The organism is Paraburkholderia fynbosensis (assembly GCF_902859935.1).
Classification (GTDB): Bacteria; Pseudomonadota; Gammaproteobacteria; order Burkholderiales; family Burkholderiaceae; genus Paraburkholderia; species Paraburkholderia fynbosensis.
Genome location: NZ_CADIKI010000030.1, coordinates 9,268 through 31,473 on the forward strand (window position 1 = coordinate 9,268; position 22,206 = coordinate 31,473).

General features: G+C 63.2%; 12 protein-coding genes. 6 read left to right on the forward strand and 6 right to left on the reverse strand.

Features of this window, described 5'->3' with window-relative positions:
• Nucleotides 1-252: 252 nt before the first annotated feature.
• Both HV770_RS38295 and HV770_RS34075 read left to right on the forward strand, forming a co-directional pair.
• On the forward strand, nucleotides 253-9,828 hold the full coding sequence (locus HV770_RS38295; RefSeq protein WP_217468675.1) for a YDG domain-containing protein: 9,576 nt from the start codon (nucleotides 253-255) through the stop codon (nucleotides 9,826-9,828).
• A gap of 68 nt (nucleotides 9,829-9,896) precedes the next feature.
• A complete protein-coding gene (locus HV770_RS34075; RefSeq protein WP_175165867.1) occupies nucleotides 9,897-11,597 on the forward strand; it encodes a ShlB/FhaC/HecB family hemolysin secretion/activation protein in 1,701 nt (566 codons plus the stop codon).
• A 48-nt stretch (nucleotides 11,598-11,645) separates the two neighbouring features.
• On the opposite strand, the gene HV770_RS34080 is transcribed toward HV770_RS34075, so the two are convergent.
• The 3 genes from HV770_RS34080 to HV770_RS34090 form a co-directional block, all read right to left on the reverse strand.
• A complete protein-coding gene (locus tag HV770_RS34080; RefSeq protein WP_175165868.1) occupies nucleotides 11,646-12,164 on the reverse strand; it encodes a hypothetical protein in 519 nt (172 codons plus the stop codon).
• 117 nt (nucleotides 12,165-12,281) lie between these two features.
• Nucleotides 12,282-12,605 (reverse strand): hypothetical protein, encoded by a 324-nt coding sequence (locus HV770_RS34085; protein ID WP_425497537.1) that lies wholly within the window; start codon nucleotides 12,603-12,605, stop codon nucleotides 12,282-12,284.
• Nucleotides 12,606-12,774: 169 nt separating this feature from the next.
• On the reverse strand, nucleotides 12,775-13,551 hold the full coding sequence (locus HV770_RS34090; RefSeq protein ID WP_175165870.1) for a DUF2092 domain-containing protein: 777 nt from the start codon (nucleotides 13,549-13,551) through the stop codon (nucleotides 12,775-12,777).
• A 307-nt stretch (nucleotides 13,552-13,858) separates the two neighbouring features.
• Here HV770_RS34090 and HV770_RS34095 point away from each other — a divergent pair, with 307 nt between their 5' ends.
• Nucleotides 13,859-14,470, forward strand: a complete 612-nt coding sequence (locus HV770_RS34095; protein WP_175165871.1) for a response regulator transcription factor — start codon at nucleotides 13,859-13,861, stop codon at nucleotides 14,468-14,470.
• A gap of 106 nt (nucleotides 14,471-14,576) precedes the next feature.
• On the opposite strand, the gene HV770_RS34100 is transcribed toward HV770_RS34095, so the two are convergent.
• Nucleotides 14,577-15,341 (reverse strand): bestrophin-like domain, encoded by a 765-nt coding sequence (locus tag HV770_RS34100; RefSeq protein WP_175165872.1) that lies wholly within the window; start codon nucleotides 15,339-15,341, stop codon nucleotides 14,577-14,579.
• A gap of 841 nt (nucleotides 15,342-16,182) precedes the next feature.
• Between HV770_RS34100 and HV770_RS34105 the strand changes: the two genes are divergently transcribed.
• Both HV770_RS34105 and HV770_RS34110 read left to right on the forward strand, forming a co-directional pair.
• On the forward strand, nucleotides 16,183-16,770 hold the full coding sequence (locus tag HV770_RS34105; protein WP_175165873.1) for a BPSL1445 family SYLF domain-containing lipoprotein: 588 nt from the start codon (nucleotides 16,183-16,185) through the stop codon (nucleotides 16,768-16,770).
• Nucleotides 16,771-16,900: 130 nt separating this feature from the next.
• Nucleotides 16,901-17,101 (forward strand): hypothetical protein, encoded by a 201-nt coding sequence (locus HV770_RS34110; protein WP_175165874.1) that lies wholly within the window; start codon nucleotides 16,901-16,903, stop codon nucleotides 17,099-17,101.
• Nucleotides 17,102-17,717: 616 nt separating this feature from the next.
• Here HV770_RS34110 and HV770_RS34115 read toward each other — a convergent pair.
• Nucleotides 17,718-18,899, reverse strand: coding sequence for a BamA/TamA family outer membrane protein (locus HV770_RS34115; protein ID WP_175165875.1), 1,182 nt, complete (start codon nucleotides 18,897-18,899; stop codon nucleotides 17,718-17,720).
• Between the two features lie 454 nt (nucleotides 18,900-19,353).
• Here HV770_RS34115 and HV770_RS34120 point away from each other — a divergent pair, with 454 nt between their 5' ends.
• Nucleotides 19,354-20,172, forward strand: a complete 819-nt coding sequence (locus HV770_RS34120) for a hypothetical protein (protein WP_175165876.1) — start codon at nucleotides 19,354-19,356, stop codon at nucleotides 20,170-20,172.
• Between the two features lie 517 nt (nucleotides 20,173-20,689).
• Here the strand turns inward: HV770_RS34120 and HV770_RS34125 are convergent.
• Complete coding sequence (locus HV770_RS34125; protein WP_175165877.1) at nucleotides 20,690-22,102, reverse strand: DUF2252 domain-containing protein; 1,413 nt, start codon at nucleotides 22,100-22,102, stop codon at nucleotides 20,690-20,692.
• Nucleotides 22,103-22,206 lie beyond the last annotated feature (104 nt).

Consider the following 22,206-nt stretch of genomic DNA (forward strand, 5'->3'; position numbering starts at 1 on the left):
TTGATGCGGCTGATACACACTGCAAGGTCAGAACTTTGCCGAACGGGCAATGGAATTGCCCTCACTACCTATGGCGGATCTCGGGAAAACTACCAAAACTTACGAAGCGACATGACGGGCTGTGCGGCCAGGCCGCAACGTATGGGTCGGATCGGCACGACCTTGACAGCGTGGCGCCCGGCGACACGTTGTTCGTGCGGTAGTAACGCCGTGTCGACGTTGTTCGTTCTCCTGCTGATGATAGGTGCTGCCATGAACCACATCTACCGCTTGTGCTGGAACCAGTCTCTCAGGCAATGGGTCGTCGCATCGGAGCTTTCGAGACGGCATTCGGGTAGAGGCGCGTGCCGGATTCGGAAAGGTGTGCGACGCGCTGTGGCAATCGTCCTCGCAGGCGTGCCATTTCTATTGGTCGTCCCGGCATTTGGTGCGGGCGGACCCAGCGGCGGTCAGATCGTGTCGGGCGTTGGCTCGATCAGCCAGTCGGGCGCGGTCACCACGATTCGGCAGGGCAGTCCCACGCTGCAACTGAACTGGCAGAGCTTCAACGTCGGCGCGGGTCAATCGGTGAACTTTATCCAGCCCGGCAGCAATGCGCTTGCAGTCAACCGCATACTCGGCAGCACGCCTAGCGCCATCCTAGGTCGCCTCAGCGCCAACGGCCAGGTCTGGCTGATCAACCCCAACGGCGTGCTGTTCGGCCCGTCGGCGCAGGTGAATGTGGGCGGCATCGTGGCGTCCACGCTCGACATCGATCCGGGCAGCCTCGGCAGCAGCACGCGCCGGTTCAGCGGGAACGGCAAGGGCAGCGTCGTCAACCAGGGCATGATTACGGTGGCAGACGGTGGCTATGCCGTCCTGCTCGGCAACAAGCTCTCCAATCAGGGCTTGATTTCAGCGCGGCTCGGCACAATTGCGCTGGCGGGTGGCAGCGCCGCCACGCTGACGTTCGACGGCTCCCGGCTCGTGCACGTTCAGGTGGATGCCAGCACGCTGAACAACCTCGCGGAGAACCGGCAATTGCTGGTGGCCGATGGCGGCCAGGTCATCATGACGGCGGGCGCCAGGGATGCGCTGCTCGCGAGTGCAGTGAACAATACCGGCATGGTGCGCGCGCAGACCGTCGAAGACCGCCAGGGCAAGATTGTGCTGCTCGGCGGCATGGAGGCCGGGCAGGTCAATGTCGGCGGCACGCTGGATGCGAGCGCGCCGAAGGGCGGTAGCGGCGGATCGATCGAGACCTCGGCGGCGAAGTTCAACCTCGCACCCAATACGCATATCACGGCGGCCGCGCCGTTCGGGCGGGCCGGCACCTGGCTCGTCGATCCTACCGACCTGACCATCGACGCCAACGCGGCCAGCACGATTTCGAGCACGCTCAACGGCGGCACTAACGTCACAGAGCAGACGACGGTATCGGGGACGTCGGGTGCCGGCGTGCAGTCGCCCGGCGCGGGCGACATCACCGTCGCCTCATCGATTAGCTGGACCAATGCGGCGGCCACCCTGACGCTCGATGCGTACAACGCCATCAACGTGAACGCAGGCGTGAATGGCGCGGGCGGGGTAGTCATGCTTGCGCGCGGCGCGAACCTGTCGATCGGGGCGGGCGCGGCGATCACGGGGGGCACGGGCGTGACGCTGGCCACGAGCGGCAACTTCGTGAACAACGCGGGCAGCGCGGCCGTGAGCACGGGCACCTCGGCGCCGTGGCTGATCTACTCGACCAATCCGGCGAACGACACCGCCGGCGGGCTCGCGCCCTCGTACGTCCAGTACAACGCGCCGTACGGCACGAGCCCGGCGGCCTCTGGCAATGGCTTTCTCTACAGTCTCGCGCCCACGATCACGCTCACGGCTCTGACCGGCAGCGTGACCAAGGTCTATGACGGCACGGCCACGGCGAATCTGACAAGCGCGAACCTGCAGATGACCGGGCTCGTGAACGGCGACGTGATTGCGAGCGCAACGGGTTCCTATGCCACGTCCAACGCGGGCTCGAACATCACGGTCAACTCGCCCACGACGTTCGCGGGCGTCGTCATCAACACTGCGACCGGCATTCCCGTCTACGGCTACCAGGCGAAGGGCATGGCGTCGGCTAGCATCGGCACCATCACGCCGGCGCCGCTTACAGCCACCATCGTCAATGACCCGACCAAGGTGTACGACGGCACCACTTCGGCGCCGCTCACAGCCAGCAACTACGGCTTCACGGGCTTCGTGGCCGGACAGGGCGCGAGCGTGAACCAGGCCAGTTCCGTTTCGTACGCGAGCGCGAACGCCGGCACGGGCATCGCTGTCAACGCGACCTTCACGTCGACCAACTTCGTCGCGAACAGCGGCACGAACCTCGCGAACTACACGCTGCCGACCTCGGCGACGGGCACTGGCACCATCACGCCTGCGCCGCTCATCATCAGCGGGCTCGTTGCCAGCAACAAGGTCTACGACAGCACGCGCGCCGCTACGCTCAACACGAGCGGCGCATCGCTGTTCGGCGTCATCAGCACGGACAGCGGGCAGGTCTCGCTCGATTCGAGCGGCGCGGCCGGCAATTTCGTCACGCCCAACGTGGGGAACAACATCTCGGTGGTGCCCACGGGCTTCACGCTGACGGGCGCCAAGGCAGGCAACTATCAGATCTCGTTGCCGACCTACCTTGCCGCCAACATCACGCCGAAGTCCGTGACGATCACGGGCGTGACGGCGAACGACAAGGTGTACGACGCCACCACCACGGCGTCGCTCAACCTCGGCAGCGCCACGATCACGGGCCTCGTGCCGTCCGACGCAGGCAATGTCTCGCTTTCGACAGGCGGCGCTACCGGCACGTTCAGCCAGTCCGACGTGGGCAATAACCTGCCCGTTTCGGCCAATGGCTTCACGCTGGGAGGTTCGGCGGCCGGCAACTACTCGGTGACCGGGATCTCGGGGCTCACCGCGAACATCACGCCCGCGCCGCTCACGATTACTTTCGTGGGCTCGCCCACCAAGGTCTACGACGGCAGCGCCAATGCCACGCTGACCCAGGCGAACTACACGATCTCCGGGTTCGTGGGCGGGCAGGGCGCCACCATCGGACAAACGTCGGCTTCCTACGCAACGCCCAATGCGGGCACCGGTATCCCTGTCACGGCGGTGCTCAGGCCTTCGGATTTTGTGCCGGCGGCCGGCACGTCGATGTCGAACTACACTTTCTCGGCAAATGTGACCTCGGCGACGGGCATCATCACGCCACAGCCGGTGCAGGTCAGCATCATCAACAACCCGACCAAGACATACGACGGCAACGACGTTGCCTCGCTCGGCGCCAACAACTATCAGGTGAGCGGCGCGATCCCCGGCGAGTCCATCACCCTGAATCCGTATCCGACGTCCGGCACCTATGCGTCGTCCAACGTCGGTTACTGGGTGGTAACCACGAGCCTGCCGGCAGGCGACTTTCAGGCGGGTCCGAACACGCTGCTGTCCAACTACCTCTTGCCGGCTGCGGCGACAGGCATGGGGACGATCGTGAAGCGGCAGATCAACCCCAATACCTTGACGGCGGCGATCACGGACAACCCGTCGAAGACGTACGACGGCAACACGATCGCCACGATTCCGGCCGGCGATTTCACCTTCAGCGGATTCGTCGCCGGTCAGAGCGCGACGGTGAACCATACGATCACCGGGAACTACGCGACGAAGGACGTCGGGACGCAGCCGGTGACGGCAAGCCTCGCGCAGTCCGACCTCACGGCGGGGGCGGGCACCGACCTGAACAACTATTCGTTCCCGGTCGCGGCTTCGGGGATGGGCTCGATTCTGCCGGCCCAGCTCCTCGTCTCGATCATCGGCAATCCGACCAAGGTCTACAACGGCGACACGATCGCGCGCGTGAACGGCCCCAACTTGCTGATCAGCGGCTTCGTGAGCGGCGAGGGCGCCAGCATCACACCCACGGCGCAATTCAACTACGGCCAGGCGAACGCGGGCACGCGTATCATCAGCGGCTCGCTCGTGCCGGGGAACTATACGGCCAACAGCGGCACTCTGCTGAGCAACTATCTGTTGCCCGCCTCGGCGACGGGCCCCGGCACGATCACGCCGGCGCCGCTTTATATCATCAACGCCAACGCGACCAACAAGGTCTACGACACGACCACGGCCGACGCGCTCGACGTGAGCAGCGCGCAACTCGCGGGCGTGGTCTCGACCGACGCCGGCAACGTCACGCTCAACAAGTCCACGACCGGCACGTTTGCTTCGCCCAACGTGGGCAACAACATCGTCGTGACGGCCAGTGGCTTCAGCATCTCGGGCAGCGCGGCGGCCAACTATACGCTGCAGCCGCTCACCGGGCTCACCGCGAACATCACACCCGCGCAACTGCTCGTGAACGGCGCCGTGGCCAACAACAAGGTATACGACAGCACGACCGCTGCGACCATCAACAGCAGCAACGCGACGCTTTCGGGCGTGCTTGGCAACGACAACGTCGCGCTATCCTCGGGCGGCTCGACGGGCCAGTTCATCACGGCGAACGTGGGCAACAACCTGCAGGTCACGGCAAGCGGCTTTACCCTGAGTGGCGCGCAGGCAAGCAACTACACTGTGTCGCAGCCGTCGGGGCTGTTCGCCAACATCACGCCCGCGCCGCTCACGGTCATGATCACCGGTAACCCAATCAAGCAGTATGACGGCACGACGTCCGTGGCGCTGGGCGCGTCCGATTTCACCATCTCCGGCTTTGTCGGCAACCAGAGCGCCACGGTCACGCAGACCGCGTCGTCCGGCTACCACTCGCCCAATGTGGGCACCAACGTCGGCATTGGCGCGACGCTCGAGCCCTCGGACTACTCGGCGGCGCTTGGCACGAACCTCTCGAACTACGCGTTGCCGACCCAGGCCACCGGCACGCTTGGCGAGATCACGGCGAAGATCATCAACCTGACCGGCACGCGCGTCTACGATGCCACGACCAGCGCGGATGCGAGCCTGTTCTCGAGCGGCGGCGTGGTCAACGGCGTCAATGGCGAGACGCTGAGCCTGACTGGCTCCGGCGTGCTGAGCACCAGGAACGTGGGCAAGCAGCAGCCGTTTGCGAATTTCGGCACGCTGGCGCTCGGCAACGGCAGCAACGGCGGCCTTGCGAGCAACTACACGCTCGTGGGCGGCGTCGACTGGGTGACCATCACGCCCGCGATGCTCACGGTGCTCAACACGACCGCGGACAACAAGGTGTACGACGGCAACCGGAACGCAGCGTTGCACAATGCCCTGCTCAGCGGTGTGTTGGGCAGCGACACCGTCGCGCTCGGCAACGACACGAGCGGCCTGTTCGACACCAAGAACGTGGGCACTGACAAGCCGGTGTCCACCAGCATGACGATCTCGGGCACGGATGCCGGCAACTACACGCTGGTGCAGCCCACGGGCATTAAGGCGAACATCACGCCGCTTGGCGCGGTTATCACAGCCACCGGCATCGACAAGCAATACGACGGCACGACCACGGCGCAGGTCAATATGGGCAGCGCTGCCGTGGTGGCGGGCGACCAGGTGAGCTTCAGCGATACGGCGGCCAACTTCTCGCAGTCGGATGTGGGCAACAACCTCGCGGTGCACGTGAGCGGCATTGCCGCGAGCGGCGCCGACGCGGCCAACTACACGTTCTCCAACACGACGGCGGACACCACCGCCAACATCACGCAACGCGTGCTGAATCTGCAGGGCTCGCGTGTGTACGACACCACGACCAATGCCGCCGCGACACTGTTCGGCACCAACGGTACGCTCCAGGGGCAGAACGGCGAGACGCTGACACTCAGCGGGACCGGGCAACTGACAGACAAGAACGTGGGCAACCAGAAGCCGTTCGCGGCGAGCGGCCTGGCCGGCTACACACTGACCGGCGATGGCACGGCCAAGGCGAGCAACTACACGCTCGTGGGCGGCACCGATTGGGTCACCATTACGCCCGCGCAGTTGGACGTCCTAAACACGGTAGCCCAGAACAAGGTCTACGATGGCAGCACCAATGCAGTGTTGCAAGGTGCCACGCTCAACGGTGTGCTGGGTTCGGATGTCGTGGCTCTGGGTAACGATACCCAGGGTCAGTTCAACGACAAGAACGTAGGCGACGGCAAGCCGGTGACCGCCAATATGTCGATCTCGGGCACGGATGCCGGCAACTACACGCTGGTCCAGCCAACCGGTCTCGCCGCAAACATCACGCCGCTCGGCGTCACGGTAGAGGCGAGCGCCAGCAACAAGGTCTACGACGGCACAACGACGGCAACCGTGCAACTTGGCAGCGCGGGCATCGTGGCGGGCGACCAGGTGGCCTTCAGCAAGCAATCTGCCGATTTCGACACGAAGGACGTCGGCACAGGCAAGCTGGTGACGGTTCTGGGCATCACCGAGTCCGGCGCGGATGGCGGCAATTACACGTTCACGAATACGACCGCGACGACCACGGCCGACATCACGCCGTTCGTGCTGAACCTCACGGGCTCGCGCGTCTACGACGCGACCACGGGCGCGAACGCGAACGTGTTCACGCAAGGCGGCACGGTCGCCGGCGTCAATGGCGAGACGGTCGCGCTGACCGGTTCAGGCGTGCTGTCGGACAAGAACGTGGGCAACCAGAAGCCGTTTACGCTCGGCACGCTCGCGCTCGGTGACGGCACCAGTGGCGGCATCGCCAGCAACTATACGCTCGCGGGCGGCACTGACTGGCTCACGGTCACGCCCGCGCAACTCACGGTCAACGGCACCACGGTCAACACGAAGGTCTACGATGCCACGACGAACGCCACGCTGAGTGGCGCGACGCTCAGCGGTGTTCTTCTCAACGACGTCGTGGTACTCGGTAACAACACCATGGGCACGTTCTCGGACAAGAACGTGGGCACCGGCAAGTCCGTGGCGACCGCGCCGATGACCATCGGCGGCGCCGACGCTGGTAATTATGTGCTGACTCAGCCCACCGGTCTCACGGGCGATATCGTGCCGCGTCCGGTCGTTGTGGACGCAACCACGCCCAACAAGGTCTATGACGGTACGACTGCCGCCCCCGGGACTGCTGTTGCCACCACGGGCGTGCTGTCGGGTGACACGGTGAATTTCGGCTATAGCGGCGCGGCCTTCGCCTCGCCGAACGCGGGCGCCGCCGTTCCGGTATCGGTGACCGGCATCGCCGGGACCGGCGCGGACGCGGGCAACTACGTCTACAACACCACGGCGACCACCGCGGCGAATATCCTGCAGTACACGCTGAATCTCACCGGCACGCGCACCTACGACGGCACCACGAACGCCGCCGCAGCTCTCTTCGGGAGCAACGGCGTGCTCACAGGCACGAACGGCGAGACGCTCACGCTCACCGGCTCGGGCACGCTCTCCACGAAGAACGCGGGCAACCAGCAGCCATTCGCGCCCAACGGCCTCACCGGCTTCACGCTCACGGGCAACAACGGCGCGCTGGCCAGCAACTACACCTTCGTGGGCGGCACGGACTGGGTGACGATCAACCCGTTCGCGATCGGGATCACCGCAACGGCCGAGAACCGCTATTACAACAGCAACGCCACGGCTACGGCCACGATCACACCTTCGGGCGTGCTGGCGGGCGATAACGTGAGCTTCGGCTTCGGCAGCGCGAGCTTCGACACGCCGAACGCAGGCAACGGCAAGACGGTCACCGTGAGCGGCATCACCGCGATCGGCGCGGATGCGGGCAACTACACGTTCGCCACCACTGCGACCACCCTGGCGGACATCTACCGATACGTGCTGGGGCTACAGGGCACGCGTGTCTACGACGGCACCACCAATGCCGCCGCGAGCCTGTTCGGCAACGACGGCGTACTGACCGGCGTGAACGGCGAAACGCTCACGCTCTCCGGCACCGGCGCGCTTGCGAGCAGGAACGTGAACCCGCAGCAGGCGTTCACCGCGAACGGCATCGCGGGCTTCACGCTCACGGGCAACAACGGCGCGCTGGCGAGCAACTACGCGCTCGGCAACGGCGTGGGCGATTGGGTCAACATCACGCCGAAGCCGCTGACGATCTCGGCCGTGGGGCAGAACAAGGTCTACGACGGCACGACGGCCGCGCAGTTGAGCAACTTCACCGTGAACGGCCTCGTGGCGGGCGACAACGCATCGGTCGGCTATAACTCGGCGGATTTCGCCACGGCTAACGTCGGGCAGAACATCCCGATCCTGGTCGGCCTCTACGGCAACGGCACAGATATCAACAACTATTCTTTCGGCAGCAAGGTGGTAACGACGAGTGCGGACATCACGCCGCGCGCGCTGACGATCGCGGCCGGCGCGCAGAACAAGATCTACGACAGCACCACGGCGGCAACGCTCACAGGCCTGACCGTGACCGGCTTCGTGGCGGGCGACACCGGGACTTTCACGGCCGGTAGCGCGAACTTCGCCTCGCCGAACGTGGGCAATGGCATCCAGGTCAACGTGGCGGGCATCACGGGCACGGGCGCCAACCTCGGCAACTACACGTACAACACCACGGCGATGACCTCGGCCGACATCTACCCGTTCGTGCTGAACCTCACGGGCAACCGCGTCTACGATGGCACGAACCTGGCCCAGGCGAATCTGTTTGGCAACGGCGGCCAACTCGCGGGCGTGAATGGCGAATTGCTGACGCTTTCGGGCACTGGCACGCTCACGGACAAGAACGTGGGCAACCAGAAGTCGTTCGCGGCCGGCGGCCTCTCGGGCTACACGCTGACCGGCAACGGCGCGACGCTCGCGAGCAACTACACGCTCGCGGGCGGCGTCGACTCGGTCAGCATCACGCCGCTGGCCGTGACCGTGGGCGCGACGGCCGCGAACAAGGTCTACGACGGCACGCGCGCGGCTTCGGTCGGCCTCGCGAGCAACGGGATCCTGAGCGGCGACAGCGTGAGCTTCAGCGCCCAGTCGGCCAACTTCGTCACGCCCAACGCGGGCTACGGCATTCCCATTCTCGTGACGGGCATCGCGGGCAGCGGCGCGGACGCCGGCAACTACACCTTCGATTCGGTGGCATCGACGTCCGCCGACATCACGCCGGTCGTGCTCAACCTCACCGGGGGGCGCGTGTACGACGCCACCACCGGCGCGGCGGCGGGCCTGTTCGGCATCAATGGCGTGCTCCAGGGCGTGAACGGCGAATCGCTCACGCTCTCGGGCACCGGCACGCTCACGGACAAGAACGTGGGCAGCCAGAAGTCGTTCGCGGCGGGCGGTCTCTCGGGTTACACGGTGACCGGCAACGGGGCGGCGCTTGGCAGCAACTACACGCTTGCGGGTGGCGTGGACTGGGTGACGGTCACACCGGCGCCGCTCACCGCAGTAGGCACGCAAACGACCAACCGGGCCTACGACGGCACGGTGTTCGACGCGCTCTCGGGCGCGCGGCTCTCGGGCGTGCTCGGCAACGACACTGTGACGCTCGGCAACGCCAGCGTGGGCTATTTCAACGATCCGGCGGTGGGCTTCTCCAAGCCGGTGAGCACGGCGATGACGACGGGCGGCGCGGACGCGGGCAACTACGTGTTCGTGCAGCCGAGCGGACTGACCGCCGACATCATCTCGCCTGTTCCGCCAGTGCCTCCGGGCACGCTGGCGAGCCTGCACGCGCGGATGGGACCGGAAGCACCGGTGACGCCGTATGGCACCGCGTCGGACGCCGCGCAGGGTAGCTACGCGGGCAACCAGAAGCAGGAGGAGCATCCCAATGAGCGCAATGTGGCGCGCTCGGACTTCCATCCGGGGTTGGCGCTCACGGTGCTCAACGGAGGCGTTCGCTTGCCCGCGAACTGAGTCCTCTAGGTGGAGGAAAAGACAACGCACGCGCGGCAGCGCGCCCCACGAGAACTTCAAACCCTGACATGATCGAGACTCGCCCGAACCGCTTGCGCAAAACACGAACCTGTCTCGCCGTCACGCTCGCCGCGACGGCCCTTGCCGCGCACGGACAAGTGCGCGTGCCGACGCCGCCGAATGGCGGCCAGTTGCTTCAGCAGGCGCCGCAGCCCTCATTGCAGCCGCCGCCCTCTAACCTGGACCTCACGATCCAGCAGCCGAAGGAAGCGCCCGCCGACAATACGAAAACCTTTCCGGTCCGCAACATCGAGATCGCGGGCAACACGGAGTTGCCCACCGGGATGCTGCATGACGTAGTGGCCTCGAGCGAGGGCAAGAATCTTACGCTCGCCGATCTGAACGCGCTCGCCGACCGCATCAGCGACGTGTATCACGAGCATGGCTACCCGCTCGCCACCGCCTATGTGCCGGCGCAGACGATCGAGAACGGCGTCGTGCGGATCGATATTGCCGAGGCGCGCTACGGTGCCGTCACGCTGAACAACCAGAGCCAGGTGTCGGACCGCGTGCTGAACAACACGCTCGCGGCGCTGCAGGCGGGCCAGCCGGTCAGCGAATTCCAGCTCGAGCGCACGCTGCTGCTGATGCAGGACATTCCGGGCGCGGAGGTGAGTTCGACGATCCGGCCCGGGCAGCAGGTGGGCACGTCTGATCTGCTCGTCGGCGTGACCCCGCAGCAGCGCGTCACGGGCGACGCCGGCGTGGACAACTTCGGCGACCCTTATAGTGGTCGCGTGCGCGGCAGCGGCAACCTGAACATCAACGGCCCGTTCAATCAGGGCGACCTGCTGGACTTCAGCGCACTGACGTCGGGCCCCGGCATGACCTATGGGCGCATGGACTACCGGTATCTGCTCAACGGCCAGGGCACGACGCTGGGCGCCACGGTGTCGGGGCTGAACTACCATCTGCGCAACGACCTCTCCGACCTGGATGCGCACGGTTCTGCATTCGTCGGCGGCGTGGTTCTGTCCCAGCCGCTGATCCGTAATACGCGGGGTAATCTCTACGGCCAGGTCGAGTACGACTTTCACAGGCTCAACGACAATATCGACGTGATCGGCCTCCAGAACGACCGCCACACGAACAGCTTTACCACGACGCTGGCGGGCGACCAACTCGACGCCAATGGCGTGACCAATGCTCGCCTCGCGATGACCTATGGCGTGCTTTCCGCGAATAACCTCCAGACCGATATCATCGACCAGCTCGGCGCGGACACGGCGGGTCATTACGTGAAGCTCGCACTGTCGCTGTCGAGACTGCAGCAGATCACCCGCAACGACGCCCTTTACCTGGCTTTTTCCGGGCAGACGTCGAGCAAGAACCTGGACACCTCCGAACAGTTTTACCTTGGCGGCCCCAATAGCGTGCGAGGTTACGACGTGGGCGTGCTGTCGGGCTCGCGCGGCTATCTGGCGACGGTCGAATACCGGCACGACACCATGTTCCAGAACATCCCCGGCATCTGGGAGTTCTCTGCGTTCGTCGACACCGGTTGGGCGCAGCTTTACAAGGATTCGTTCGTGCCCGGGCCCAACACGGGCCAGCTGAGCAGCGCGGGCTTCGGCGTGCAGTGGAATGGACCGCACAAGCTTCTCGTCACGGCGAGCGTTGCGTTCCCGTTCGGGCGGCAGCCGGAGATACTCAGCGTGAACAGCAATACCTCGCCGCACTGCTGGTTGCAACTGCGCAAGGCGTTCTAGTTTCGGGCGCTGGAAGAAGAGGGCACCGCCTTGCGCGGCGCCCGAGTACTACGACTGCTTCGAGGCCTTGGGAAGCGGGCCGAAGAACATCGTCTTGAGCCGTTTTTTGCCGAGCGCCCGCGCCAGTTCCGCAATCACGCAGTAGTTGAAAATCAAGGTCAGCAGAAGAATCTGTACCGCCCAGAAGCGCGGCCAGCTGACATGAGTGAGCAGCTCGTGGTTTGCGGCGGCGAAATTGTGGGTTTCCTTCCAGAAGTCATAGAGCCGCTCGAGATAATGGATCACGAGGGCGACCAGCGTGTACATCAACGTCTTCCACGAGACGTTCCAGACGAGGGGCTTGTCGGGAAAGCGGTTGATGAAGGGCAGCATGTCCGCGATCAGCACGGATTTGCCGAGGATCAGCGAGGAAATCAGCACCGACGCAGTGGTAGTCGGCGTAATGCCGGTCTCCCTGACCATCAGCGTGCGGATCAGCGCGACGATGTGAAGAATCACAAAGAAGAAAATCGTGGGCGGAAGCACCTTCAGGAATTCTTCCTTGATCTTTTCCGTCACCGAACTCATGGATGTCCTCCCATCATGACTGATACCCCTCCAGCGAGCCGCCTGCCGGCGGCCGCCTTGAGGGGCGTGCGGAACTCACGGGGTGTCCAGTCTTGCAACCGGGGACGGGACCGGGTCTCAATACGGCGCTTGGACGACGATGTATTGCGAGCCCTGCGGCTGATACCAGGTGCTGCCGCATTGCTGGTAGATCATGCCGCCATAGTTCACGGGTACGCAGTTCGACGGCACCGAGTGCACGATGGAGCCCACCACCGCGGACGTCACGGCCACGGTGGCCGTGACGGCGGCGGCCGTGGCGACGGGGTGATAGTCGTTGTCCCAGCCGCCGTGGTGGTAATCGCCGTGCGCTTCCACATTGACGTTGCGGTTCACGTTCACATTGTTCACGCTCGTGTTGCGCACATTACGGGTACGCGCATCGGCGTGCACGTTATTCATCTGCGGGCGATTGGCGTGCGCGCGCCCACCCCCGGCAGGTCGCTCTCTCGCCGCGCCTGCGCCGCGCCCCACGGCGTTCGCGGGAGACGGTGCCGAGCAGGCAATGCTGGCAGCGAGCATGAGCGTGAGAAGACGTGCGGGATTTCGCATGAGTCTGGTCTTCATCGGTCTACCCCTTGTTCTTGACAGGAACGATTTCGATCTTCTTCGCGCCCGCCGGCGGATGGAACGCGAAGTCGGAATCCTTGAAGCGGGGGGGGATCGTCCAGTCGAGGATCGAGACCGACTGTGGACGTGCATCGTCGTCGCGCCGTGTGATGACGATCTTGCGCGGCATCGGACTCGCGCCCGCGCTGATCCAGATCTGCCAGTCGATCGCTTTCTGGCGAAACGCGTAATGATTGCAAAGGTCGTCGTTGATATAGTCCTGCCCCGCGTACATCGCGGATTCGAACTGGCCGGTGGGCGCCTCGGGCGTGCCCCAGACGAACAGGTCAGCAAGCGGGATTTCCACGCCGTAGTTATCGCGCAGCCTGTCGATCAACCCGCCGATCGTGCCGTCGAACGCAACCGTCGAAAAGTACTTCTGGGCAGGCGTGTAGAGCGTCACGGCCTTGCCGTCGAAGAAGATCTCCCGTTTGCCGCGTGCAGTGGTCAGGACTGCGCGAATGCGGTGCGGCCGGTCCACGTCGAGCTCGGCGTTCGCACTGTGCTGAAGCTTCTGCCCGTCTTCCAGCACGCGCTCGCCGGTGAGGTCGGTCGATACGCTGAAGCGCTTGAGTGACTGGAGCCAGGTGCCCATCTTCTGCAGCGCCTCGACTGCGGCAGGATCGACCGGATTGGTGGCGTTCTGCGCCGCAGCCGGTGCTGATGCCTGTGCGAAAACAGGTGGCGCGGCGAGGGTCGTCGCGGCCAGCATGAGTATGCATGAAACCCTTTTCTTCATCGTATTCTCCCGGCGTGCGAGCGAGAAGCCGCAAAAACGTGGAAGCAACGTCGTGGCAGGCGTTTTCCGGCATGACACAGTACGCCTGCTGTGGGTAATGTAATAGCCACCGACGGGAAAGGGAAGATCGCTGCCCGATATTGCCCAATGGGGAAATCCGACTGCCCCGAGTCCCTATTGCTGGACAGGGTAATTGGGGCGATGCTGCAAGGTGATTCACCGACTGGTGCATGTGGGCCGGCTAGGCGAGCGACCACGCCCTAATCCGCCTCCGCGCATAGCTTCCCCTTCGAGGGAGGATTTCCGCATGAATGAAACGGATTACCTGGGATTGCGATGTAATCGCATGAAACCAAGCCGGTGGCGCGGCCCTTTGTGTGCAGGCTCACCCGAAAGTCAACGGGGCCTGCCCCAGCTCTCTCACGCGCCGCGCGCGTGTTTGTACAAGACTCCGAGACTGTTTCCATTGGCGGCGTATGGACGTAAAACGACAGACGATCCTGATAGTCGAGGACGATGCAAGCTTGCGTCTAGCGGTCGAGCGGTCGAGCGGTTGCAGCGGTTATCAGGGTTTCACACGCGACCGTTTCGCAGCGCGGAAGATGCCGACGTGTTCGAATTCGCCAGCACGGCGCGTTGTCTCGTCATCGACGTCAACCTGCCGGGGACGTCAGAGCCTGCGTTTTACGCGATGCTGGATCTGCCACGACCGCCCGCGGTGTTCATGACGGCTTTCAACGGCGCGCGCACGCGACGCGCCGTTGAAAGCGCGGGCGCACATACGCTCCTGACGAAGCCGTTCCCTGGCGAGCCGCTGGTCGACGCGGTTGCAAAGCGACCGGTGGCTCATCTTGAAGGTCGCTGCCTCACACAGATGCGTGGTCCGTTCCGCGTCGAAGCGGAGATTCAGCGAGTTTGAGGTTGATCGAAACCAAAAGAAAATGCATGGAACCTGATTCACACGTTGGGGTGGCGCACGCCCGTGATGCGCGCATCGTGCTTACTCGCGAGGGCGGGGACACGTATCAATGTTCCAGTGATTGAGCCAGCCTCAACAGATTCTGGGGCTGAACATGAATGATGCCGCCACGCGGGCTGTCTATATCTGCAATGAGTGCAAGGGACAGTGAAACCGTAACGGGCAAAATGATGATCAGAAGGCCAACGCTGAGTTTTCCCTTTGCCCCGTACCCCTGGATCACGCAGCCGAAGATTGCAATGGCGATCATGAGAATCCAGGACCCGAGAGGCACACGGTTGATTCGGGCGGCCTCCGAATAGTCCTGGGAGTTGAGCACGTCGTTCATGCCAGCCACGACCAGGGCGCCGACAGGCGTGGGTTTGCCTTCGGCCACCGCGGTCGCGAGCTTCCACAGTTCGGACTGGACGGTGGTCGTGTCTCGCCCGATGCGTGCCAGCTCGCCGGGGTCTCGCGTCAGGTAATCCTCGATGCGGAGATGAGCATAGCGGACCAGGGCTGCCTTCATTGGAGGCCGGACTTCCGGAGATGCGAGATCCGCACGTGCATATTCGGTGCCTATGGCATTGGCCTCCGCCTCCTCAAGATTCTTGCGCTGATCGTAGCGATTCACCGCCATCGAAAGACTGAAGCCGATGAGCAATGCGAGCAGTGTGAGCGTCGAGGTAAGCACGACACTGAAGTCGTCCCGCTCTTCCCCTGGGAGCACGATCAGACGTCGCAGGACGAACGTGCCGAAGGCGATTGCGCCAAGGAATACGAGGAAAAGGACCACGAGCATAACGGCTGGATGATCGACGAATGCTGCCATGTAATGCCTCCGTGAGCGCGTCGTGTGCCAGCGGGAAGTCGATATTCCGCGCCTGGACAGTTGATATTTTGATAAGCCAATATGGAAAAAGCACCCCATCATCGTGCCAGAAACATGGGCTCTTCTGCGTTATTTTGGTCTTTGAATCTCCCGCGACGTGTTATTGGTCCGGCAATAACCGGGGCTCGCCGTGAACGGCCGTCCGCCTGCACGCACAGTCACGACGACGTAACGACAAGTTCTTCGGCTCCTGATCGATGTACCCGCTGACATGGGTCGCAATGATGTCGTGACGATTTCCGGAGCCACGACTGCTCCATTCGGTTGTTTGGCTATCGCTCCTGTGTTCAGGACCGCACGGTGGCGGCAAGTGCATCGATGTCTTTCTCGGCGGGGTGAGAGTTATCGGCGCTCCGCCCGGAAAGCCGGCTTCGCTGGCCATGCCAGCGCGCGAGCAGCAGAACGCCACGGATGCGTCCGCACGCAGGGCTTCCGATTGAATCGTGGTACGACATGAGCGATTCCAGTGCCCCGAACAGCGCCATAGCGGAAAGGAACGTTTGGGTTTTGGCGCATATCTGTGTCCTCCCAGATTGTTTCCCTGATTCAGCGGGTTCGCCAGTAGGACTTCGGGAAGCGCCATTGCCCCCTCGGGCAATTCATATTGCCCCGTGTCCCTATGGCAACGCACGGCGGCAAGCCCGAAACTTCCAGCTGAAGGACTTGCGCCCGGCACTGCCGGGACTGCAGTCCCACACGGCGACCGATGCGGTCGTTATCTCGCCTGCTTTCTGGTTTACGGTTCCTGCGGCGATTCGAATACAAAAAAACGGAGAGTGAAATGCAACCACGTCTTTTCATGCTTAAGGCTTCTGTGGCTCTCGGCGTTCTGGGCACAGTCCTGGCGGGATGTACGACGACGGCAAACGAGCCCGCCACCCAGCAGTCCAACGCGGATCGGCGCCAGTCCATCGACGCCAGTGTTGATGGCACGCTGTCGCGTCTTTACCAGACTACGCCTGGCTCGCGCGAACTTGTCGCGAAGGCTCGGGGAGTGCTGGTCTTTCCGTCCGTGATCCAGGCTGGGGTACTGGTAGGCGGAGCGCATGGCGACGGTGCGTTGCGTGTGGATGGTGGCACCGTGGGCCATTACAGCCTCACCTCGGCATCGTTTGGTGCCGAACTCGGCTTACAGTCGAAGGCCGTGGTTTATCTTTTCATGACGCAGGATGCACTCGACAGATTCCGTAATTCGAACGGCTGGTCAGCGGGTGGTGACGCGTCGGTCGCTATCGTGAAAGTGGGCGCCAACGGGCAGATCGATACCACGACCACGACCAGGCCGGTGGAGGTTTTTGTACTCACGAACAGTGGCCTGATGGGTGACCTTTCGCTGTCGGGGACCAAGATCAGCCGTCTGAGTCTGTAAGGCAGCCGGGGCGGTCCGGATAGCCGCGAAGGAGTGGACACGCCCCGTCCGTGGCGGCAGAAGAAGTCTGTGCAGGGGCGTTGTCACACCGGACCCTCAGTGTTCCTGCGGAACCCGGCCCGGAGACTGCGTGAGGCTGCGCCTGCAAGGATCCAACCGCGGTGGGGAAACGATCAGGATGGTCAAACGAAACATCCTGAACATCGCGTTGATGGCGGTGGCGCTGCCGCTGGTGTGCAGACCAGTATTTCCGCAGAGCGACGAAGATCTAGCGAAGCAGCCGAGCAATTCCGTGGCTGCATTAATCAGCGTGTCGTTCCAGTTCAATTAACGAACCTCGTCTCACGGACCGTTCTTCCGATTGCATTGCCGGACGACGTTGCGCCAGGAACGGCTTCACAGACGGGCTTGGGCGACAATCCTTCAGAGCTTCTTCTCCCGACAAAAGTCGACCGCAAACGACCTGATATGGGGTGTCGGTCCCGCGCTGCAGTTGCCCTCGGCTACCGATTCCCTGCTGGGCAGCGGATAAGTGGGGGCCGGTCCGGCGGCCGTTCTCCTGTGACAGTCCAACGCGTGGACGTATGGCGCACGGGCGAATCCTCTCTGGTCGTTTGCGGGCGATGGCGACCGGCCCGGCGTCAGTGCAACCTATTTCCAGTCATTCCTGACGTACATGACGAAGGACGCGTGGACTTCGGCGTCAATCAATAGGAATCGACGTATCATCGGGAATATCACCGGTGGTCTACGCCGATCAATGCGAAGTGACCAGATCGTTGAAAGTGGGCGGGCAACCCCTTAGCATCGGCGAAGGTGTGCGCAACCGGGCCGCGAGCCCTGAAACGGGACCGCACGATTGGGGCGCGCGTGTGATTGCCACGTTCCAGTTCCCCGAAGGAAAGCCGCAGCACGGATTCCCTTGCACGTGTTCGCGCCTGATCCGTTCACCGCCATGCGCTGCCGACCTGGATATAGAACGCGTTCTGCCCGGGGCCGTGTGCGATGTCGACACCCATCGTCATACCCAGCTTGCGGGCGATCAGGTAGCGAAAGCCTGTACCGAAGCCGAAGGCGGTCGGCGCTTCGGAAAAGGTGTGCAGCTGTCCATAGGCCCGTCCAACGCCGCCGAAGCCGAGCACCGACCAGCGTGGTGTGACGTAGTAGCGCAACTCCAGTTCGCCGGTAATCTGGCGCCGGTCCTGGAACTTCGCCTGCGACACGCCGCGCAGATCGACATAGGGTTGCGCGAAGAACGGAATATCGCCCTGCGAGAAGCCCAGATCGGCGCGCAGCCCCAACACCCATTTCGATGACAGTTCAATCCAGCGATAAGCCTTTGCCGCCTGCATTTCGAAGGAACGGTCACTGCCCAGCCCTCCCCGGGCCAGTTCGGCCTCGAGTTCGGCATAGGTGCCACTGCGCGGATAGAAGAAATTGTCGCGCGTGTCGTAATCGATAACGATACCGCCTTTGCCGACTTTCAGGTCACGCTGGAAGTTGTGAATCCCTTCAGGAATTGCGGGGCCGAGGCGCGTTGTCGAGTCGAGAAAGGTATAACGCGGGCCGACGTACCATGGGCTATCGCTCAGCCGGAAGAGCAGTTGCTGAATGGTGCCGATGCCGCTCAGCTGGTAGGCGTTAGCGTTGCCGCGGGGGCCATAGTAGTTCAGGTTTAGATCCAGCTTGCCGAGCACTCCGAGATAGCGGATATGGTCGTCGTCCCAGGTGTGGAAGTGCAGAAGGCCCGCTGCCCAGCTGTGCGTGTTCGTTACGAATCCGCCGACGCCCGTGATATTCGGCGGCTTGATCTTGTGTGGCTGTGTGTCGTCGTTTGTTCCGTCGCTCGTGTTATCCGGTTTGGCTGCGGGCGGTACGGTGAAGTAGAGCAGCGCGAGTCCGAACCCGTACCCGATCGCTGGCTCCGTGATGATGTCCGGTACCGGCAGCACGCCCTTATGCTGCAGCAGCATGTTGCTCATGTCGAACTGCCCGTCCGTGGCGTCGAAGAACGAGGGACGGGCGTTATTGTCGGCGCCGTGTGCGAGCGCGGCGATCGTGACTAGCAGCGGCGAGAACAACCGCAATTTGCGGGAGAATTTCGGGATGCTGGCCGACAGTGTCTGCATGTTTGACTGGGTGTTTTCAGTACATGTGGCATCGCCACGGTTGGGTTTTCTGTGTCTGGATGGAGGCGTGCCAGCTTGGGGGCGTGATGATGGCAGCACAGGGTGATATGCCCTACGACGAGTCGCCCATCCGCGCCTCCAGGACGCACGTCGTTCCTGAGTGTCGGACAGATCTACCTCGATACGCCATAGGTATTCGGGGCAGGACGGTTTCCCTTTTCGGGAAAAACGTCGCTGCATCGCCCGCGTGACAAGCCTCTATGCTGTCAGCCCCGTACTGGAGGGTGTTGCAGAAGTGCCTCGCCGCGCTGCCCGGAACGTGGCGCTTATGCTAGCTTCCGGATAAATGGCATAGTTCGGCCCGGCCTTTAAAGGGGCCAGCGCGTTAGGCCTGAAGCTGCATCCGCTGGCACAGGATGTGACTTTGGCCGCATATAACCAGGTGACTCGCATCATGAATCGCAGTGCTAATGGACTAGCAGCGCTCCTCATCGCAGTCTGCAGTACGCCGTCGCTCGCGGACGATCCGGGCTCCGCCGAAACGGACGCGCACTGGCAGTTCGCACTCGCGCCTTATCTATGGCTGCCGAGCGTGAGCGGAACATTGCGCTTTACGCTTCCGCGGGGAGGGGCCGATGCGTCCACCGGGCCCTACAACTATCTGCAAAACCTGCGGTTCGCGCTGATGCTGCAGGGCGAAGCACGAAAGGGCGACTGGAGTATTTTCGGCGACACAATCTATCTGAACTTCGGGCGCCATGAGGGCTCGGTCAACGCATTCAACGGCGCCCTCGGATCGGGTGAGACCCAGCGCAGCGTCGAGACGAGCCTGAGCGGTGGACTCGTCGAGGTAGGCGGCGGACGTACCGTGCTGCGACAGCCCTGGGGCAATGTCGACGCGATAGTGGGTATGCGGTACCTCGGTATAAAGGCGACGCTGGACGTCTTGTATTCTGCGAGCGTCGAAGGCGGTCCGTCGGTGAACCCGAATGTTCACGCATCGGAAGTCCAGAACATATTCAACGGCTTCGCTGGCGTGCGTGGACGTCTGCTGCTTAGCGGGGACGGGCGCTGGTATGTCCCGTACTATCTCGACGTCGGGACCGGAAGCTCGAGGTTCACCTGGCAGGCGCTGGCCGGGGTGGGCTACGCCGCGAGGTGGGGGGATGTCAGTCTGACGTACCGATACCTCGCGTTTTACGGCTCGGGCGATCAACTTGTACAGACACTGCGCTTCAGCGGTCCGAGTGCGAACATCACGTTCAGATTTTAGGGGTGGCGGTACCCACGCCCGCAGGACGCCTGTGGACAGGTCAATGCAGCTCGATATCGGTGGATTGCTGGAAGCCCTGGAAGACGTGAGGCGTGTAACGCGACGCACTGCGCACCAACTGGGTCGTCCGATATGGACACATTAGCCGAGCTATTGGCTGTGCGGCGCGAACTCTTCGTCATGGCGCAGCGGATTGTGGAGCTGGCTAATTCGTGGTTGAGACCAGCTGCAGTTTTTCAGTCGTTTTCGGGGCGCAGAACGTCGAAACAACTTACGCCGCCAAACTGCCCGGAATGAGTTCCAAGCTAGTGGTCGTTCACCCGCGTGTCAAAGTTCGTCCGTGGGAGCATGACGACATGACGCTCGCAAGGTTTGCGGTATATGCGTGAACCATCTTCGCTCGCGCATCCGCAGTCAGTACGCTTTGCTTCGCACGGCGCCAGCGGATGTGGCGCAGCGCAGAAGGTCTTCCGGATCGGCCGCGCTCCTGCGTAGCCCGTCGGTTTCGTGTGGTGCGTCAAATACGGAAATCCGCCGCCATGTCTTCGTCGCTACGAGCCTGGATCTTCCCGGATCGGCATGCACGTACGAACACCCCATAGTCCTTCTCATTCTGCTCGGCATAGGCAAACGCGTATTCGGTGAGCGCGTCGGCAAACCGGTTTCCGCTACCCAGATAGGCCGCAATCTCGATGGCCTTTCCGCTTGCCTTGGCGTGAGATCGGGCGAGCGCCCAGCCGCAGATGCGAGCGTAGCCTTGCATGATCGTGTTGTTCATGCGCTCGACTTCGGCCGACACTTTCATGTCGCGCAACTGACGGAAGTAGAACTCGCGGCCCGCGGGGCCGGTGGTCCAGCCGAGAAAGGCATCGCTTGCGGCCTGCAGCAGCCGCTGCCCGGAGACCACGCGCTGCCCCTGGCGTTGCACGGCCTCAGTGGGGAAATAACGCGCGATGACTGACTCACGCGCCTCCTTGACCTGGAGGAAAAGCGGAGCGCCGTGGCCGTCAACGAGCAGCAGCACGAGGCAGAAGGTGCCGACGCTGCCGACGCCCACGACCTTGAACGCCACGTCCTGAAGCTCGAACTGTTCGATCAGCGCCCGACGCTCGGTCGAGAGAGTGCCGAGATAGTCGTCAAAGGCGCTGGCGAGTTTGCCGTCCCACGCCGTCGTGTTGGACCACGCCTCGTCCTTACCGAGCAGGGTGTTGGGTCCGGCCGGATGAAACAGCGCGGGTGGCGCGTCCAGGAGCGACCACCGACCGTTATCCTGCGTCGCCATCCTGGCCAGCATGCTTTCATTGGTCCGCCCGACGGCCTTTTCCTTCGTCTTGAGCAGCAGGCGCCGACCTTCCTCGGTGGCAGCCGTGTCCATCATGTGTTCGAACGTTACGATCTCGTGCCAGAGATCCAGCGTGCTGTACGCTGAGTACTCGCGCATGCGGTCGCGATACTCGTGCGCGACGGTCGCCACGAAATCGCCGATCGGCCCATTGCTCACGCCCATATGCTGCCCCGCGATCACGAAGCTGGCCGCAAGGCGTTTGACGTCCCATTCCCACGGTCCGGTCGCGACTTCGTCGAAATCGTTGAGGTCGAAGACCAGTTGCCTCTCGGGCGTGGCAAAGCCGCCGAAATTCGAAAGATGGGCGTCGCCGCAAATCGGAAACGTGATTCCGGTGTTCACCGTTGCCGCGAGATCGTGCGCCTGGAGTACCGCACTTCCGCGAAAAAACGTGAAAGGCGAGACGGACATGCGTCCATATCGCAGCGGCACGAGTGCTTTTACACGCCCGGCACTGTTTTGCCTGAGCAGTTCGATCGGATCGCGGTCGGTGTCGCCGATTTGCGCGTGCAGGGATCGCTTCGCGCGTTCCCGTGCCTCGCGCCCAATTTCCTGCCGCCGCGCCAAGGTTTGAATTTCTGCCATGATGCACTCCACCATGTGGAACCGAACATCGACGGTTGCCCAGGCGCTGCACGTCGGGCGCCAAGGAAAAGGGAAACGGAGTATCGGCCTGGCATCCAGATTCC

Excerpts from the sequence above, each read along its gene's own strand:
- HV770_RS34115 (WP_175165875.1), bottom strand. The coding sequence starts at position 18,899 with ATGCAGACACTGTCGGCCAGCATCCCGAAATTCTCCCGCAAATTGCGG.
- HV770_RS34095 (WP_175165871.1), top strand. The coding sequence starts at position 13,859 with ATGAATGAAACGGATTACCTGGGATTGCGATGTAATCGCATGAAACCA.
- HV770_RS38295 (WP_217468675.1), top strand. The coding sequence starts at position 253 with ATGAACCACATCTACCGCTTGTGCTGGAACCAGTCTCTCAGGCAATGG.
- HV770_RS34090 (WP_175165870.1), bottom strand. The coding sequence starts at position 13,551 with ATGAAGAAAAGGGTTTCATGCATACTCATGCTGGCCGCGACGACCCTC.
- HV770_RS34125 (WP_175165877.1), bottom strand. The coding sequence starts at position 22,102 with ATGGCAGAAATTCAAACCTTGGCGCGGCGGCAGGAAATTGGGCGCGAG.
- HV770_RS34120 (WP_175165876.1), top strand. The coding sequence starts at position 19,354 with ATGAATCGCAGTGCTAATGGACTAGCAGCGCTCCTCATCGCAGTCTGC.
- HV770_RS34075 (WP_175165867.1), top strand. The coding sequence starts at position 9,897 with ATGATCGAGACTCGCCCGAACCGCTTGCGCAAAACACGAACCTGTCTC.
- HV770_RS34080 (WP_175165868.1), bottom strand. The coding sequence starts at position 12,164 with ATGAGTTCGGTGACGGAAAAGATCAAGGAAGAATTCCTGAAGGTGCTT.
- HV770_RS34085 (WP_425497537.1), bottom strand. The coding sequence starts at position 12,605 with ATGAATAACGTGCACGCCGATGCGCGTACCCGTAATGTGCGCAACACG.
- HV770_RS34100 (WP_175165872.1), bottom strand. The coding sequence starts at position 15,341 with ATGGCAGCATTCGTCGATCATCCAGCCGTTATGCTCGTGGTCCTTTTC.
- HV770_RS34105 (WP_175165873.1), top strand. The coding sequence starts at position 16,183 with ATGCAACCACGTCTTTTCATGCTTAAGGCTTCTGTGGCTCTCGGCGTT.